Genomic DNA, 14,884 nt, shown 5'->3' with positions numbered 1-14,884 from the left:
TCGTGGCGAAGGGGAGCAGCACCAGGCGTCCGCCCGTCCGGCGCCGTCCGGGCTCGACGCGGCCCGCGCGCGGCCGGCAGGCGCCCGCGGCCGCCGCGCCCCACCCGACCTGGATCGGCGGAGCCCGGCTGCGCACGCTGCCGCTCGCCGTGGCCCCCGTCCTGCTCGGCACCGGCGCGGTCTGGAGCCAGCGGATCGAGGGCCGGTACTGGCTCGCGTTCCTCGCGCTCGCGGTGTCGCTGCTGCTGCAGATCGGCGTGAACTTCGCCAACGACTACTCCGACGGGGTGCGCGGCACCGACGCCTACCGGGTGGGCCCGCCGCGGCTGACCGCCTCCGGGCGGGTGCGGCCCCGGACGGTGCTCACCGTCGCCCTGGTCTGCTTCGGGCTCGCCGCGGTCGCGGGCCTCGCGATCGTCCTCGTCACGCAGCAGTGGTGGCTGCTCGCGGTCGGTGCGGCCGCGATCGCCGCCGCCTGGTTCTACACGGGCGGGCGCCGCCCCTACGGCTACGCAGGTCTCGGCGAGCTCGTGGTGTTCCTGTTCTTCGGCCTCGCCGCGACGGTCGGCACGGCGTACGTCATCACCGGCACGGTGAACGACGTCGCCTGGTTCTGCGCCGTCGGCATCGGCTGCATCGCGAGCGCGGTGCTCGTCGTGAACAACCTGCGGGACATCGACCAGGACCGCGCCGCTGGCAAGCGCACCCTCAGCGTGCGGATCGGGTCCCGCGCCAGCCGCGTGCTCTACGGCGTCCTCATGCTCGTGCCGTTCGGGATCGCCGCCTGGCTCGCCCTCGTCTACCCGGAGGCGTGGCTGACCCTGCTGGTGCTGCTCGTCGCCCTGCCCGCGGTGATCATCACCGCGACGGCGAAGACCGCCCGGGAGCTGGTCCTCGCGCTCAGCCTGAGCGGCATCACGGCGCTGCTCTACGGCCTGGTGCTCTCCTTCGGGCTCTCGTTCTGAGCGTCGAGGCGGTCGTCCTCGGCCGCCTCGTCGGACCGCGGCCGCCGCGACTCCACCCGCTCGCCGAGCGCCCGGGCGAGCGCCTCGCGCTGCACGCGGAGCAGGATCACGGACAGGGCGAGCCCGATCGCGGCCGCGGCCACCGCGGAGAGCGTCGGGTTGCCGCTGAGACCCCAGATCAGCAGGAACGGCACGGCGAACAGCAGCAGCCGGAACGCCGTGTAGGCGGCCCACACGAGCGCGATCGGCCTCCGACGTCCTGCCACGGTTCGGCAGTGTAGGCACCGGGACGGCGACGCGGGTGCTCAGCATCTTCCAATGCGCGGGAGGGCTGCTCGGGCCGGAGGGGCCGCGGGACCGACGTAGCCTGGGCCCATGGCACGGGTGCTGATCGTGGTGGGCCTGCTGGCCCTGGCGTTCGCCGTGTACGCGGTCGTGGACTGCGCGATGTCGGAGCGCGCCCGGGTGCGGGCGCTGCCGAAGGCGGTCTGGATCCTGGTGATCCTCGTGCTGCCCGTCCTCGGCGGCGTCCTGTGGTTCCTGATCGGCTCCGGCCGTGCCGCGCGGGGCCCGGCGATGCGCTACGTGGGCCCCGACGACGACCCCGACTTCATCCGCGGGTCGCGCCCGACCGCCGCTCCGCCGGTGCCCGACGACGAGTGGCGGCGGCTGGAGCAGGAGCTCGCCGCGATGGACTCCGAGGCGGACTCGGACGACGAGGGCGACGCCCGCCGCCGCTGATCCCGCGCCGCCGCGACCTGCGTCCTACGCTCGTGCCGTGGCGCGCGTGGAGCTGGTGCTGGGGATCGTCGTCCTGCTGCTCTGGGTCTACGCCCTCGTCTCGCTCGTGCTCACGCCCGAGCACGAGGTGCGGGGCGTGCCGAAGTGGGCGTGGCTCGTGCTCATCGTCCTGCTGCCGCTGCTGGGCGCCGTGCTCTGGATCGGGGTCGGGCGGTCCCGGGGAGCCGGGATCCCGCGGCTCCGGAGCGCGGCGCCGCCACCGGTCGGACCGCGCACCTACCAGGCGATGACCGCGGACGAGCGCATCCGGCGCCTCGAGGAGGACCTGGCGCGCCTCGAGCAGGAGGGCCGGGAGGGCGAGGCGCGTGCCTGATTCACCCGCCGCGGACGCCGCGGCCCGGCTGCTCGGCGTGCTCGCCGGCCAGGGGCTGCGCCACGTCGTCGTCTCGCCCGGCTCCCGCTCGCAGGCGCTCGCGCTGGCGGCGGTCGCGCTCGAGCGGGCCCGTGCGCTGACCGTGCACGTGCGGATCGACGAGCGCGTCGCCGGGTTCACGGCCCTCGGGCTCGCCGTCGAGACGGGGACGCCGGTCGCCGTCGTCGTCACGAGCGGCACGGCGGTCGCCGAGCTGCACCCCGCCGTGCTCGAGGCGCACCACGCGGGGGTGCCGCTGCTGCTGCTCACCGCCGACCGGCCGGACGAGCTGCGCGGGATCGGGGCCAACCAGGCCACGGACCAGCCCGGGATCTTCGGCAGCGCGGTCGCCGAGGTGCACGACGTCGCGGCGCCCGAGCCGGGGGAGGACCTCGCGCCCCTGCAGGCCGCGGCCGAGCGCGCGTACCGCGCGGCGCTCGTCACCCGGCAGCCGGTGCAGATGAACGTCGCCTACCGCGAGCCGCTCTCCGGTGCGCCGACGGAGGTCGCGCCGATCGCCGTCGGCGCTCTGCCGCCGGCCGTCGACCACGGGCCGGCGCTCCGCGTCGAGCCAGGTCCCCGCACCGTCGTGATCGCGGGCGACCGGGCGGGCGAGGAGGCGGAGGCGTTCGCCCGCGCGCTCGACGCGCCCCTGCTGGCGGAGGTGTCGAGCGGCGCCCGCTTCGGGCCGAACCTCGTCGGGGCCTATCGGGCGCTGCTCGACGACGCGGACCTCGGCGGCCGGGTCGAGCGGGCGGTCGTGTTCGGGCACCCGACCCTGTCCCGCCAGGTGCCCCGGCTGCTCCAGCGGGAGGACGTGGAGACGGTGCTGGTCGGGCCGCCCGGCGGCGAGTGGTTCGACCCGTCCCGCGGCCGGGCGACGAGGACCGGACGCGTCGAGGCGGGCGGACCGGGCGATCACGCCTGGCGGGGCGCGTGGGTGCACGCCTCGCGCCGGCTGCTCGACGCGACCGAGGACCTGCCCTACGCGGGCCGGCCGGACGAGCCCGGGGCGCGCGAGCGCCGCGACCACACGCGGACCGAGCTCGCCGCCCTGCGCGCCCCGATCACCCGGCGCGTGCTCGTGGACGCCGTCTGGCGGGCGACCTGGCCGCACGACCGGCTCGTGCTCGGCGCCTCGCGGCTCATCCGCGAGGCGGACGACGCGGTACCGGGCAAGCGCATCCGCGTCGTCGCGAACCGGGGCCTCGCGGGCATCGACGGGACCGTCTCGACGGCCACCGGTGTCGGCCTCGGCATGGCGGGCGAGGGCTCCGGCACGGTGCGCGTGCTGCTCGGCGACCTCACGCTGCTGCACGACGCCGGGGCCCTCCTGCGCACGCCGGGCGAGGCCTGGCCGCGGTTGCAGGTGGTCGTGGGCGACGACGGCGGCGGCTCGATCTTCGACTCGCTCGAGGTCGCGGGCACCGCCGACCCCGCGGACTTCGAGCGGGTGCTCAGGACACCGCGACCGGTGGACCTCGCGGCGCTGGCCGCGGCCTACGGCTGGACGCACCGCCGCATCGAGACGCGCGGCGACCTCGACCGCGCGCTCACCGCTCCGGAGCCCGGGCAGAGCCTGCTCGAGGTGCCGCTCGCCCGCTGACGACCGGCTGGACCGTCGGGGCGTGGACGGGTGCCGAGCGAGCCGCCCGGGACCCTGTCAGCCCTCGTCGCGGTCGCGGCGGCGCGCGAGCTGCTCGCCGGCGGCCGCGCCGGCGGCGGTACCGGCGGCCCGCCCGTTCACGAGCTCCGCGATGTCGATGCCGACCAGGTCCTTGACGAGCTTCGTGGACGTCGCGAGCTGGCCGGCCACGCTCTGCCCGAGCGCGCCGGTCGGGTCGCCGTCCGACGCGATGATGGTCATCGTGCCGATGCCCGACAGCGGCTCGGCGGCGGCCCGCACGATCTCGGGCAGCTGCTCGATCAGCTGCTGCCGGAGCAGCTCCGCGGCGCGCTCGGACAGCGCCTCGGCCTGCGCCCGGCTCGACTCGGCCTGGGCCGCACCGGTCGCCCGGATGCGGTCGGCCTCCGCCGCGCCCTCCGCGAGCACCGCCGCCGCGGCGGCGTCGACCCGGTTCCGCTCCGCCTCCGCCTCGGCCTGCGCGCGCGTCGCGACGGCGTAGGCCTCCGCGTCGGCCTGGGCGCGGACCTCCGCCTCCAGCTCCTGCCGCCGCAGCCCGACGCGCTTGCCGGCGGTCAGCTCCTGCTGCGAGACGACCTCCTGCTGCGCGATCGCCTCTGCCAGCGGCGCGGCCGCCGCGGCCTCGGCGCCCGCGCGGTCCGTCTCCTTGCGGATCTCCGCCCGCCGCAGGTCGAGCTTCCGCTGCTGCTCCGCCACGGCCTGGTCGGCGCTGATCCGCGCCTCCTCGGACGCCTGCCGGGCCACGGACTCCGCGATCTCGGCGACCTGCTTCACCCGCGCGGCCTCGGCGCGGCCGAGATCGCGGATGTAGCCGTTGTCGTCGTCGATCTCCTTGATCTGCAGCGTGTCGATCTGCAGGCCCTGCACGTCGAGGGACTCCCGCACCGCCTCGAGCACCTGCCCCTGCAGCGCCTGCCGGTTCGTGATGATCTCCGTCACCGTCAGCTGGCCGACGATGGAGCGGACGGAGCCCGAGAGCACCTCCTCCGTCGACGACTCGATCTGGTCCTGCTGGTTCAGGAACCGCTGCGCGGCGGCGCGGACCATCTGCTCCGACCCGCCGACCTTCACCACGGCGACCGCGTTCACCTTGATGGTGATGGCGTCCCGCGTCTGCGCGGTCGCCTGGACGTTCAGCTGCCGGCTGCGGAGGCTGAGCTTGAAGTAGGCCTCGACCACCGGCTTGACGAACACCCGCGAGCCGAAGACCACCCGCTGCCCGGCGTTCTCGTCGGACTCGTCACCCGTGCGCGCTCCGCGCTGGCGGGAGGTGACGATGATCGCCTCGTCGGGCTTCGCGACCTTGATGCCGCGCAGGACGACGCCCACGACGACCAGCACGACCACCACCAGGGCGACGACGAGGACGAGGAGCACGGGCTCGAATCCGGAGATCACCAGGCCAGTATGGCGAAGCGTGCGGCGTGTCGATCCACGGATCAGGCCGTGGAGCGTGCGGCCTCCGCCACGGCCTCCCGGACGGGCGCGAGCTTCCACTCGGTCTCCGCCAGTTCCTGGTCGGCGTCGGAGCCGGCGACGATGCCCGCGCCCGCGTACGCGCGCACGCGGTCCGGCCCCTCCGACTCCGCCGACCGCAGCCCGATCGCCCACTCGCCGTCGCCCGAGCCGTCGATCCAGCCCACCGGGCCGGCGTAGCGGCGGCGGTCGAAGGGCTCGAGCGCCGCGATCAGGTGCTGGGCGACCGCTCGCGGCGCGCCCGCGACCGCGGCCGTGGGGTGCAGCGCCGCCACGAGGTCGAGGGCACCGACGCCCCGGCCGACCCGGGCGGTCGCGTCGGTCGCGAGGTGCCACACGTTCGGCAGCCCGAGCGCGAACGGCCGGCCGATGACGAGGTCCTCGACCCGCTCGCCGAGCGTCAGCAGCAGGCTGTCGACCGCGAGGGCGTGCTCGAAGCGGTTCTTCGGGCTCGAGAGCAGGGCGTCCCGGGACTCCCCGTCCGCGCCCGGGTCCTCGAAGCGGGCCGCCGTGCCGGCGAGCACCCGGGACCCGATCCGCCGGTCGCGGACCGTGACGAGCGTCTCGGGGCTCGCGCCGAAGAAGCCGTCGACCGCGAAGGCCCACGCCTCCCGGTACCGCTCCGCCAGCCGGTGGGCCGCTGCCGCGACGTCGGGGACGCCGGGGAGCACGACGTCGCGGGCGAGCACCACCTTCTCCAGCTCGCCGCTCCGGATGCGGTCCACGGCGGCGGCGACCGCGGCCCGGTAGCCGTCGCCGTCGAGGTGCACGGCCGCCGGCGGTCGCGAGGACGGCGGGGCGACGGGGCCGAGGCGCGGCAGGTCGGTGCGGAACGCGATCCCGTCGCGCACGCCCACCACGCGCCGCGGCACGACGAGCACGCTCGGGGCGGCGGAGGCGTCGGCGAAGGTGAACGCGCCGAAGGCCACGGCGCCGGTCCCCGGGAGGCGGACCCGGTCGTCGACGGCGCAGCGCCCCGCCAGCGCGCGCCAGGCGGACGCGGCGTCGGCGATGCGCTCCGGGCCCTGCAGGGCGAGCCGCGTCGCGAGCCCGTAGCCCTCGAGCAGCGCGTCGCCGCGCCGCCAGACCGCGACGGGAGCGCCGAGGGTCGCCGCCGCCTCCGCGCGGACTGCGTCCGGATCGGTGATCCTCCTGGTCGCGACGGGGAATGCGCCCCCGTCACCCGCTGTCACCCCCACAGCGTACGCGGGGCGCCTCGGGTACCATCTGCAACCGTGTCCGCGGCCGACCTGACGAAGACGCCGGCCGATGTCGCCGCGATGTTCGACCGCGCCTCGCGCCGCTACGACCTGATGAACACGCTGCTGTCCGGCGGCAACGCCCAGCTGTGGCGGGCGGCCACGGTCGGGGCGGTCGCGCCCCGGGCCGGCGAGCGGATCCTCGACCTGGCCGCGGGCACCGGCACGTCGAGCGAGGCCCTCGCCAATCGCGGCGCCCGGGTCGTCGCCGCGGACTTCTCGAAGGGCATGCTCGCCGTCGGGCGCGCGCGGCACGCGGACGACCAGCGGATCGAGTTCGTGTTCGCCGACGCGCAGGCGCTGCCCTTCGCGGACGACGAGTTCGACGCCGTCACCATCTCGTTCGGCCTCCGCAACGTGGCCGATCCGCATCGCGCGCTCGCCGAGATGTTCCGCGTCGCGAAGCCCGGCGCCCGCATCGTCATCTGCGAGTTCTCCCGCCCGGTGCTCGCCCCGTTCCGCGCCGCCTACTTCGCCTACCTCGACCGCGTCATGCCGACGGTGTCCCGCATCGCGTCGTCGAACGCGCCGGCGTACGGCTACCTCGGCGACTCGATCAAGGCGTGGGCCGACCAGACGACGCTCGCCGCATGGATGCGCGAGGCCGGCTTCCGGCAGGTGCGGTACCGGAACCTGACGGGCGGCATCGTCGCGCTGCACCGCGGGGTGAAGCCGTCCGCCGGCGTCTGGGCGAGCGAGTGACGGCGGCCGGCGTCTCGGCCGGGCGCACCCCCTCCCTCACCTCGCAGCTGCAGCTGACGCGACGGCTGTTCTCCTCCCGCGAGGACCGGGCGATCGCCCGGCAGATCGAGGACGGCCTCGAGCGGGTGGAGGCGGGCATCCTCGAGCAGGTGTCGTTCGCGGACCCGGTCGCGGACGTCCGCTCCCGCTACCTGCTCGCGGCGGGCGGCAAGCGGATCCGGCCGGTGCTCACCCTGCTGACCGCGCAGCTCGGCGACGGCGTCACGGACGACGTCGTCACGGCCGCGCAGGCGGTCGAGATCCTGCACGTCGGCTCGCTGTACCACGACGACGTCATGGACGAGGCGGGGGAGCGGCGCGGGGTTCCCGCGGCGCAGGAGGTGTGGGGCAACTCGGTCGCGATCCTCACCGGCGACCTGCTGTTCGCGCGAGCCAGCCGGCTGATCGCGGCCATCCCGGGCGCCGACGTGGAGCGTCAGGCCGCGATCTTCGAGCGCCTCGTGCTCGGCCAGCTGCACGAGACGGTCGGGCCGCAGCCCGGCGACGACGCCGTCGACCACTACCTGCGGGTGCTCACCGACAAGACCGGCGCGCTCATCAGCGCGGCCGCCCGCTGGGGCGCCGACTTCGCGCGCGCCCCTCGCGCGGTGCTGGACCCGCTGGAGCGCTTCGGCGACCTGATCGGTGTCGCCTTCCAGCTGATCGACGACGTCATCGACCTGTCGCCCGAGGCGGCGGACACCGGCAAGCAGGCGGGCACCGACCTCAAGGCGGGCGTCCCCACGCTGCCGCTCCTGCTGCTCCGCCGACGCGCCGAGCACGACGAGGCCGACGCCGCGCTGCTCGCCCGCCTCGACGCGCTGCGGGACGGGGACGAGGGCGACCTGCCCCGGGCCATCGCGGAGCTGCGCACGCACCCCGTGACCGCGGAGACCGCCGCCGAGGCGCACCGCTGGGCGGACGAGGCGGTCGCCGCCCTCGCCCCCCTGCCCGACGGCGGGGTGAAGCGCGCGCTCGTGCGCTTCGCCGGGATGCTGGTCGATCGCGCCAGATGACATGCCGGGCGCGGCATGCAGCCGCGCCCGTGACGGAAGGACATCCATGACGACGCTTCGCCTCGCCATCGTGGGGGCGGGCCCCGCAGGCATCTACGCCGCCGACATCGCGAAGAAGGCCGAGCGCGGGTTCGACGTCTCGATCGACCTGTTCGAGCGGCTCCCCGCGCCCTACGGGCTCGTCCGCTACGGGGTCGCCCCGGACCACCCGCGCATCAAGGGGATCATCGGCGCGCTGCGCGAGGTGCTCGACAGCGGCGCGGTGCGGCTGTTCGGCAACGTCGACTTCGGCACGGACATCACCCTCGCGGACCTGCAGCGGCACTACCACGCGGTGATCTTCGCCACCGGAGCGATCCGTGACGCCCCCCTCGACATCCCCGGCATCGACCTGCCCGGCTCCTACGGCGCCGCGGACGTGGTCAGCTGGTACGACGGCCACCCGGACGTGCCGCGCACCTGGCCGCTCGAGGCCGAGCGCATCGCCGTGATCGGCAACGGCAACGTGGCGCTCGACGTGGCGCGCATGCTCATCAAGCACCCGGACGACCTGATGCCGACCGAGCTGCCCGGCAACGTCGAGGCGGGTCTGCGCGGGTCGCCGGCGCGCGACGTGCACGTGTTCGGCCGGCGCGGGCCCGCGAACGTGAAGTTCACGCCGCTCGAGCTGCGCGAGCTCGGCGAGGTGCGGGACGTCGACATGATCGTCCGCGACGAGGACTTCGACTACGACGAGCAGGCCCTCACGGCGATCAGGGCCAACAAGCAGGTCATGGTGATGGACCGGATCCTGCAGGGGTGGCGGAAGCGGGAGGTCGGCGAGGCGAGCCGCCGCCTGCACCTGCACTGGTGGGCCCGGCCCGTCGAGATCCTCGGCGACGGGAAGGTGGAGGCGATCCGCTGGGAGCGCACCGAGCCCGACGGCCTCGGCGGCGCCCGCGGCACCGGCGAGTTCCGGGAGCAGGCGGTCGAGGCGGTCTACCGCGCCGTCGGCTACTTCGGGTCGCCCCTGCCGGAGGTGCCGTTCGACGAGGTGCGGGGCGTGATCCCGAACCACGAGGGGCAGGTGCTCGACGCCGACGGGGCGCTCGTGCTGGGCGTCTACGCGACGGGATGGATCAAACGGGGCCCGGTGGGCCTCATCGGGCACACGAAGTCCGACGCCATGGAGACGATCGAGCACGTGCTCACCGACCAGGGCACCTGGTGGAGCCCGGAGCAGCCCGACGAGGGCAGCGTGGACGAGCTGCTCGACTCGCGCGGCGTGCGCTACACGACCGTCGACGGCTGGCACCGGCTGGACCAGGCGGAGATCGCGTTCGGCGAGCCGGCCGGCCGGGCACGGGTCAAGATCGTGCCGCGCGACGAGATGCTCGCCGCAGCCCTCGGGGAACCGGTGCGCTGACCCTCCCGGCGGGTGGCCGTGCCGCGCGGGCCGCGGCACGGCCGCCCGGGTCAGGGGTCAGTAGCCGGCCTGCGACAGGAAGCCGCGGACGTCGACGACCTGCTGCACGTCGAGGTCCTTGCCGTTCGCGGGCCGGTTCAGCACGAGCTCGGTCCCGCCCAGCGTGAAGCGCACGCGGTTGCCGTCCTGGGCCGTGTCGTCCGCGACGGTCTCGAGCAGCGAGACGGTCGCCCGGTACTCCACGTTGTGGCTCGTCGGGTGCTGCTGGATCTGCTCCACCGTGCGCCGGTGGTGGTTGTTCAGGTGCCGGAGCTCGGCCACGTCAGTCCTCCTCGATGTCGAGCGGGCGGCGCAGGTGCGCCGCGACCGCGGCGGATCCCGGCAGCACGCCGGGATCCGGGAAGCGCACCGCGGCGTCGGTGAGCAGCGCGGCGCGGGTCAGGGCCGCGACGGCAGGGAATCGCCCGAGCACTCCTGCGCCGAGGGCGTCGGCCTCGTCCGACGCGATCCAGGGCGGCGCGTCCAGCGCGACGAGGTCGCCTCCGATGCCGTCCGGTCCCATCAGCAGGGTGTCGACCGCGGCGCCCTGGAGCGCCGCGACGACCTCGGCGGTGCCGCTCGCGCCGAGGCGCCCGCCGCCGGCCGACAGCCGGTCCACGAGGGCGCGGTGGGCGTCGGCGAGCAGCGCATCGACGGTGAGCCGGACCGCCTCGGTGAGGTCCGACCGGTCCGCGCCCGCGGCCGCGGTGTCCTTGCCGAGCGCAGCGACGGTCAGGTCGCCCCCGCGCTGCAGCTCGGTCGCGAGCAGCTCGGCGGACCTCGGATCGCCGAGCACGACGACGGTGGACGCGTCCCACCGTCGCGCCGCGGCGGTGACGCGGTCCGCGAGCCTCCGCGCGTTCTGCGCGAGCGCGTCGTCCGCGCTGCCGTCGTGCGCCCGCTGCGAGATCCCGCTCGCGTGCGCCTCGTGCACCGCGAGGTCCTCGCCCGTCACCTCCTCCTGCTCGGCGGCCGGCAACCCGGGGGTCGGGTAGGCGCGCACCACGCCGCCCGCGGCGAGCGCCTCGACGGCGAGGACCGGCACGGCGCGCTCCCGGCCGCGCAGGATCGCCGACAGGTCCGGCACCGCCGTCACCTCGGCGCGCGTCCTCCCGGGCGCGGCCCCGGGCAGGGGCTGCTGCACGACCGCGCCCCGGGCCGAGACCGCGACCATGCCGATCGGGTCGACGGCGCCCGCCACGGGGGCCACCGCGGGCAGCAGGGCGCCGACGAGCGCGTCGTCGCCGCCGGCCGCGCGCAGCGCGTCCTCCGCCTCGCGGCGCCGGCCCTCCGCCTGCGCGGGCGGCTGCATCGCGGATGTCGAGACGTCGACCTCCAGCAGGCCGATCGTGTCACCCGCCGTCAGCAGGCGGGTCAGGTCGTCGTTCGTCATGGTCGATGCCTCCTCGGGGCGCGGTGGAGGCCGGGCGCCCGTCGACGCCCGGCTCGGCGGCCTTCGTCAGCCCGCGGCGGTGTCGTTCGTGCTCGCGACCTCGCTGTCCTTCGCGTAGCGGTAGACCCCGCCCTCGCCCTCGCCGACCAGCGTCCACTCGCCGGGGTAGTCGACATGGGGGTTCTCGAGGACCGTCGGAGCGCCGGTGACGTCCTCCGGGACGGAGATGTCGTGCACCTCCGGGGCGCCGGTCACCTCGCCGACCACCTCGTCGCGGACGAACTCGACCTTGATGCTGCGTGTTGCCATGCCCGGACGGTAGGACCGCGACGCTGAACACCGCCCGGGAGTCAGCCGAGCGCCTCGGCGACGAGGTCCGCGAGCGCCTCGGGGTACACGGTCTCCTCGGTGGTGCGCAGCTCGTCGAGCGTCCACCACCGCTGCTCCTGCAGCTCGCGGCGCTCCAGCTCGGTCCAGCCGGCCGTGTGGGGCGCGAACGCCGGCACCCGCGCGACGAAGTACAGCTCGCGCTGGTCGAGCAGCCGGCCGCCGAACGGGAACACCGAGGCGCGCCGCAGCACCGGGTCGCCGAGCCCCGCGAGCCGGTGACCGGTCTCCTCCTCCACCTCCCGGATCGCCGCGGCCCGCGCGTCCTCGCCCGGCTCGAGGCCGCCCCCCGGCGTGATCCACCACGAGCCCGCCTCCGGCGCGGCCGAGTCGCCGCCGCGCAGCAGCAGCACGCGTCCGGCCGGGTCGATGAGCAGCACCCGCGCAGCGTTGCGGACCACGGGCCGGGGCGGATCCTTCACGCGGGCGACTATTGCAGGGAGGCGGTCAGCCGCGCGACGTTGTCCAGGGTCGCGACCCACACGGGCCGCGCCTGCCACTCCTCGAGCGTGAGGCGGCGGCTGGCGCGGCGGTACCCCTCCTCGAGCTGCCGCAGCTCGCCCACGAACTCGCGGCCGCGGACCATCATCGACACCTCGAGGTTCAGCGTGAAGGAGCGCATGTCGAGGTTGCTCGAGCCGACGACCGCGACGTCGTCGTCGATCGTGAAGTGCTTCGCGTGCAGGATCGTGGGCCTGCGGTACAGCCAGATCACGACGCCCGCCTTCAGCAGGGTCTCGTAGTAGCTGCGCTGCGCGTGGAAGACGACGGCCTGGTCGCCGATCTCGCTGACGAACAGCTCGACCTGCACGCCCCGCTCGGCCGCCGTCGTGACGGCGTAGAGCATGGAGTCGTCGGGGACGAAGTAGGGGCTCACGAGCACGACGCGGCGCTGCGCGGCGTAGATCAGCCCGTTGAACAGCCGCAGGTTGTTCTCGCCGTCGAAGCCGGGGCCGGACGGGACGATCTGGCAGTCGAGGCCGTGGTCCAGCATCTCGACCTGCTGAGGCCGCTCACGGTCGAGCAGCTCGTCCGTCTCGGCGAACCAGTCGGAGAGGAAGATCGTGTCGAGCTCGGCGACCACCGGGCCCTCGAGACGCACCATCAGGTCCTTCCACCGGAGGCCGCGGCGCCGGTTCGTCCAGCGGTCGTAGGTGCGGTCGATCATGTTCTGCGAGCCCATGAAGCCGACCCGTCCGTCGACGACGACGACCTTGCGGTGGTTGCGCAGGTCCGGCCGCTGGTAGCGGCCGCGCCACGGCTGCACGGGCAGCAGCAGGTGCCAGTCCGCGCCCATGGATCGCAGCCGGCGCAGCGTGCGGCGGTAGCCGCGGACCCGCAGGGAGGCGATGTGGTCCAGGAGCACCCGCACCGTCACGCCGCGGCGCACCGCGTCCTCGAGGGCGTCGAAGAACGGTGCCGTCGTCCTGTCGAGGGACAGGATGTAGAACTCGACGTGGACGTACCGCTCCGCGGACCGCACCGCCTCCGTCATCTCCCGGATGCTGCGGTCGTAGTCGCCGTACAGGCGCGCGTGGTTGCCGCCGAGCAGCGGCATGGCCCCCAGCCGCCGGTTGAGCGCGACGAGCGAGGCGAACCAGGCCGGCCACTCGGGGGTCTCGGTCGCCTGCCGGATCCCCTCCGTCGCCGACATGATCGTCCGGTTGATCTGCGCCTGCTTGCGCCGCCGCCGTCGCGGCAGCTTCGTCGAGCCGAGCAGGAGGAACGCGATCACGCCCGCGTAGGGGATGAAGAAGATGGCGAGCAGCCACGCGGTCGCCGTCGCAGGCCGGCGGTTCTTCGGCACGAACACGACGGCGAGGACGCGGATCGTGAGGTCGAGCACGAAGGCGGAGATCGTCAGCGCCAGGGACAGGCTGGCGGGCATGGCGCGATCCTATTGCCGGGGCGGCATGCGCCCCGATCCCGAGTTCGGGTGGTCGTCAGCGCATGTTGACGAACTGCAGGTCGAGGTCGAGGTCGGCGGCCTTCAGCAGCCGCATGGTCGCCTGCAGGTCGTCCCGGCTCTTCGAGGTGACCCGCAGCTCGTCGCCCTGGATCTGGCTCTTCACGCTCTTCGGCGCCTCGTCGCGGATCAGCTTGTTCAGCTTCTTCGCGTTGTCGCTGTCGATGCCGTTCTTCAGCCCCGCCTCGATGCGGTACTCCTTGCCGCTCGCGTAGGGCTCGCCGGCGTCGATCGCCTTGAGCGAGATCCCGCGCTTCACGAACTTCGACTGCACGACGTCGAGCACCGCCTTCACGCGCTCCTCGCTCGACGCGTGCAGCGTGAGCTGCTCGCCCTTGAAGTCGATCGCGGCCCCGACGCCCTTGAAGTCGTACCGCTGGTCGACCTCCTTGCGGGCCTGGTTGACGGCGTTCTCCGCCTCCATCGGGTCCACCTTGCTGACGACGTCGAACGAGGAATCGGCCATGGGACGCAGATCGTAGGACCACGGGCGCAGCGGACGCTGACCGCGAGGCGCCGCCCGCGAGCACGTGCGACCCCGAGGGGTGTCGTCGGGCGGTCATCGCTACGGGTATCCTCGTCACGCGCCTCGGGCCGACCCGCGCAGGGTCGGCCCGAGCAGCCGGGCGGGTTACCCAAGCGGCCAAAGGGATCTGACTGTAAATCAGCCGGCTCAGCCTTCGGGGGTTCGAATCCCTCACCCGCCACAGGCCCGCGCTTCTTCAGGAAGCGCGGGCCTGATGCGTCTTTGCGGGTCAGCTCCTCCGCCTGCCGAGCAGGTAGGAGAGGCCCATCGCCGCGGCGAAGAGGGATGCGGTGACCCCGACGCGGTTCGCGATGACCTCGCGGGCGGTCTCGGGCCGCGCGCGGTACGAGTAGGACACGTCGGACGTGTCGAAGAGCTGCGGGTCCTGTGGCACCGCTGGATCGTACGTGCCGGACGCCCGGGACTCAGCCCGCGCGGACCGCCACGACCGCGCCGTTCGCGCCGCAGTGCAGGTCGACCCTGTCCGGCCGGAACTCCAGGGTGACGACCGCGCCGGGCTCGATGCGTCGCGGGCTGAGCCCCGCGTCGCGCACCCGGGCCGCGGCCTCGTCCGCGGGCAGCCCGCGGAGCGACTCGCCGTGCTGCGCCACCCAGGTCACCGCGTCGGCGGCCATCAGGCGACCGGCCCCTCGGCCAGGACCACCGTCGCGGTGTGCGGGGCCCCCGCCCCGTCGACCCAGGCGACGGCGACGCGGTCGCCCGGCCGGTGCCGCCCCACGGCGTCGCGCAGCTCGCCCGCGGACCGCACCGTGCTGCCGGACACGGCCGTCACCCGATCGCCGGCGCGCAGTCCCGCGCGCGCCGCGGGCGTCCCCGGCAGCGCCTCCCCGACGACGGCGGCGCCACGGGCGGCCGGGTCGATCCGGACGGCGAGGAAGGCGGGCCGGCCGGG

At 74.9% G+C, this 14,884-nt stretch carries 19 protein-coding genes and 1 tRNA gene; 8 read left to right on the top strand and 12 right to left on the bottom strand.

Annotated elements, in window-relative coordinates; translation table 11 throughout:
- Window positions 1–2 precede the first annotated feature (2 nt).
- Window positions 3–965, top strand: coding sequence for a 1,4-dihydroxy-2-naphthoate polyprenyltransferase (locus tag ACFSBI_RS06645; protein WP_377933271.1), 963 nt, complete (start codon window positions 3–5; stop codon window positions 963–965).
- Here the strand turns inward: ACFSBI_RS06645 and ACFSBI_RS06640 are convergent.
- Complete coding sequence (locus tag ACFSBI_RS06640) at window positions 929–1,231, bottom strand: DUF4229 domain-containing protein (RefSeq protein WP_377933269.1); 303 nt, start codon at window positions 1,229–1,231, stop codon at window positions 929–931. The two genes, ACFSBI_RS06645 and ACFSBI_RS06640, sit on opposite strands and share 37 nt — an antisense overlap.
- Before the next feature lie 109 nt (window positions 1,232–1,340).
- Here ACFSBI_RS06640 and ACFSBI_RS06635 point away from each other — a divergent pair, with 109 nt between their 5' ends.
- The 3 genes from ACFSBI_RS06635 to menD are packed head-to-tail and all read left to right on the top strand — an operon-like array spanning window position 1,341 to window position 3,724.
- Window positions 1,341–1,706: a PLD nuclease N-terminal domain-containing protein gene (locus ACFSBI_RS06635; RefSeq protein WP_377933267.1), complete on the top strand. Its 366-nt coding sequence runs from the start codon at window positions 1,341–1,343 to the stop codon at window positions 1,704–1,706.
- A 37-nt stretch (window positions 1,707–1,743) separates the two neighbouring features.
- Entirely contained in the window at window positions 1,744–2,079 is a 336-nt protein-coding gene (locus ACFSBI_RS06630) for a PLDc N-terminal domain-containing protein (RefSeq protein ID WP_377933265.1), read from the top strand.
- Window positions 2,072–3,724 (top strand): 2-succinyl-5-enolpyruvyl-6-hydroxy-3-cyclohexene-1-carboxylic-acid synthase, encoded by a 1,653-nt coding sequence (gene menD / locus ACFSBI_RS06625; protein WP_377933263.1) that lies wholly within the window; start codon window positions 2,072–2,074, stop codon window positions 3,722–3,724. The genes ACFSBI_RS06630 and menD overlap by 8 nt, the downstream gene beginning before the upstream one ends.
- A gap of 57 nt (window positions 3,725–3,781) precedes the next feature.
- On the opposite strand, the gene ACFSBI_RS06620 is transcribed toward menD, so the two are convergent.
- Complete coding sequence (locus ACFSBI_RS06620; protein WP_377933261.1) at window positions 3,782–5,161, bottom strand: SPFH domain-containing protein; 1,380 nt, start codon at window positions 5,159–5,161, stop codon at window positions 3,782–3,784.
- 41 nt (window positions 5,162–5,202) lie between these two features.
- Window positions 5,203–6,432: an isochorismate synthase gene (locus ACFSBI_RS06615; protein ID WP_377933259.1), complete on the bottom strand. Its 1,230-nt coding sequence runs from the start codon at window positions 6,430–6,432 to the stop codon at window positions 5,203–5,205.
- Between the two features lie 42 nt (window positions 6,433–6,474).
- On the opposite strand from ACFSBI_RS06615, the gene ACFSBI_RS06610 reads away from it, so the two are divergent.
- From ACFSBI_RS06610 to ACFSBI_RS06600, 3 genes are read left to right on the top strand one after another with little or no spacing between them, the layout of a single operon-like run.
- Entirely contained in the window at window positions 6,475–7,200 is a 726-nt protein-coding gene (locus ACFSBI_RS06610; RefSeq protein ID WP_377933257.1) for a class I SAM-dependent methyltransferase, read from the top strand.
- A complete protein-coding gene (locus tag ACFSBI_RS06605) occupies window positions 7,197–8,255 on the top strand; it encodes a polyprenyl synthetase family protein (RefSeq protein WP_377933255.1) in 1,059 nt (352 codons plus the stop codon). Before ACFSBI_RS06610 ends, ACFSBI_RS06605 begins: the two co-directional genes overlap by 4 nt.
- 46 nt (window positions 8,256–8,301) lie before the next feature.
- Window positions 8,302–9,660 (top strand): FAD-dependent oxidoreductase, encoded by a 1,359-nt coding sequence (locus tag ACFSBI_RS06600; RefSeq protein ID WP_377933253.1) that lies wholly within the window; start codon window positions 8,302–8,304, stop codon window positions 9,658–9,660.
- Window positions 9,661–9,717: 57 nt separating this feature from the next.
- Here ACFSBI_RS06600 and ACFSBI_RS06595 read toward each other — a convergent pair whose 3' ends face one another.
- The 6 genes from ACFSBI_RS06595 to ACFSBI_RS06570 all read right to left on the bottom strand — a co-directional run bounded on the left by ACFSBI_RS06595 (window position 9,718) and on the right by ACFSBI_RS06570 (window position 13,911).
- Window positions 9,718–9,981 carry a hypothetical protein gene (locus ACFSBI_RS06595; RefSeq protein WP_377933251.1) on the bottom strand — a complete coding sequence of 88 codons (264 nt, stop codon included), beginning with the start codon at window positions 9,979–9,981 and terminating at the stop codon, window positions 9,718–9,720.
- 1 nt (window position 9,982) lies between these two features.
- Window positions 9,983–11,092 carry a baeRF2 domain-containing protein gene (locus tag ACFSBI_RS06590; RefSeq protein ID WP_377933249.1) on the bottom strand — a complete coding sequence of 370 codons (1,110 nt, stop codon included), beginning with the start codon at window positions 11,090–11,092 and terminating at the stop codon, window positions 9,983–9,985.
- A gap of 66 nt (window positions 11,093–11,158) precedes the next feature.
- Complete coding sequence (locus ACFSBI_RS06585) at window positions 11,159–11,401, bottom strand: hypothetical protein (RefSeq protein ID WP_377933247.1); 243 nt, start codon at window positions 11,399–11,401, stop codon at window positions 11,159–11,161.
- Between the two features lie 41 nt (window positions 11,402–11,442).
- A complete protein-coding gene (locus ACFSBI_RS06580) occupies window positions 11,443–11,901 on the bottom strand; it encodes an NUDIX hydrolase (protein ID WP_377933245.1) in 459 nt (152 codons plus the stop codon).
- A gap of 8 nt (window positions 11,902–11,909) precedes the next feature.
- Entirely contained in the window at window positions 11,910–13,367 is a 1,458-nt protein-coding gene (cls, locus tag ACFSBI_RS06575; RefSeq protein ID WP_377933243.1) for a cardiolipin synthase, read from the bottom strand.
- A 55-nt stretch (window positions 13,368–13,422) separates the two neighbouring features.
- Window positions 13,423–13,911 (bottom strand): YajQ family cyclic di-GMP-binding protein, encoded by a 489-nt coding sequence (locus tag ACFSBI_RS06570; RefSeq protein ID WP_377933241.1) that lies wholly within the window; start codon window positions 13,909–13,911, stop codon window positions 13,423–13,425.
- A 159-nt stretch (window positions 13,912–14,070) separates the two neighbouring features.
- Between ACFSBI_RS06570 and ACFSBI_RS06565 the strand changes: the two genes are divergently transcribed.
- Window positions 14,071–14,152 (top strand) — tRNA-Tyr (locus ACFSBI_RS06565).
- Between the two features lie 48 nt (window positions 14,153–14,200).
- On the opposite strand, the gene ACFSBI_RS06560 is transcribed toward ACFSBI_RS06565, so the two are convergent.
- From ACFSBI_RS06560 to ACFSBI_RS06550, 3 genes are all read right to left on the bottom strand, one after another.
- Window positions 14,201–14,365, bottom strand: coding sequence for a hypothetical protein (locus ACFSBI_RS06560; protein WP_377933239.1), 165 nt, complete (start codon window positions 14,363–14,365; stop codon window positions 14,201–14,203).
- A 31-nt stretch (window positions 14,366–14,396) separates the two neighbouring features.
- Window positions 14,397–14,606, bottom strand: a complete 210-nt coding sequence (locus tag ACFSBI_RS06555; protein ID WP_377933237.1) for an I78 family peptidase inhibitor — start codon at window positions 14,604–14,606, stop codon at window positions 14,397–14,399.
- On the bottom strand, window positions 14,606–14,884 hold a 279-nt coding region (locus ACFSBI_RS06550), incomplete at its 5' end, for a PDZ domain-containing protein (protein WP_377933235.1). The genes ACFSBI_RS06550 and ACFSBI_RS06555, both read right to left, overlap by 1 nt.

This window comes from Amnibacterium endophyticum (genome assembly GCF_042680685.1).
GTDB lineage: Bacteria > Actinomycetota > Actinomycetes > Actinomycetales > Microbacteriaceae > Amnibacterium > Amnibacterium endophyticum.
This window is presented reverse-complemented; position numbering and strand designations above follow the sequence as displayed.

Coding starts and splice junctions, on each gene's coding strand:
- cls (WP_377933243.1), bottom strand. CDS start 13,367: ATGCCCGCCAGCCTGTCCCTGGCGCTGACGATCTCCGCCTTCGTGCTC.
- ACFSBI_RS06590 (WP_377933249.1), bottom strand. CDS start 11,092: ATGACGAACGACGACCTGACCCGCCTGCTGACGGCGGGTGACACGATC.
- ACFSBI_RS06585 (WP_377933247.1), bottom strand. CDS start 11,401: ATGGCAACACGCAGCATCAAGGTCGAGTTCGTCCGCGACGAGGTGGTC.
- ACFSBI_RS06600 (WP_377933253.1), top strand. CDS start 8,302: ATGACGACGCTTCGCCTCGCCATCGTGGGGGCGGGCCCCGCAGGCATC.
- ACFSBI_RS06635 (WP_377933267.1), top strand. CDS start 1,341: ATGGCACGGGTGCTGATCGTGGTGGGCCTGCTGGCCCTGGCGTTCGCC.
- ACFSBI_RS06555 (WP_377933237.1), bottom strand. CDS start 14,606: ATGGCCGCCGACGCGGTGACCTGGGTGGCGCAGCACGGCGAGTCGCTC.
- ACFSBI_RS06570 (WP_377933241.1), bottom strand. CDS start 13,911: ATGGCCGATTCCTCGTTCGACGTCGTCAGCAAGGTGGACCCGATGGAG.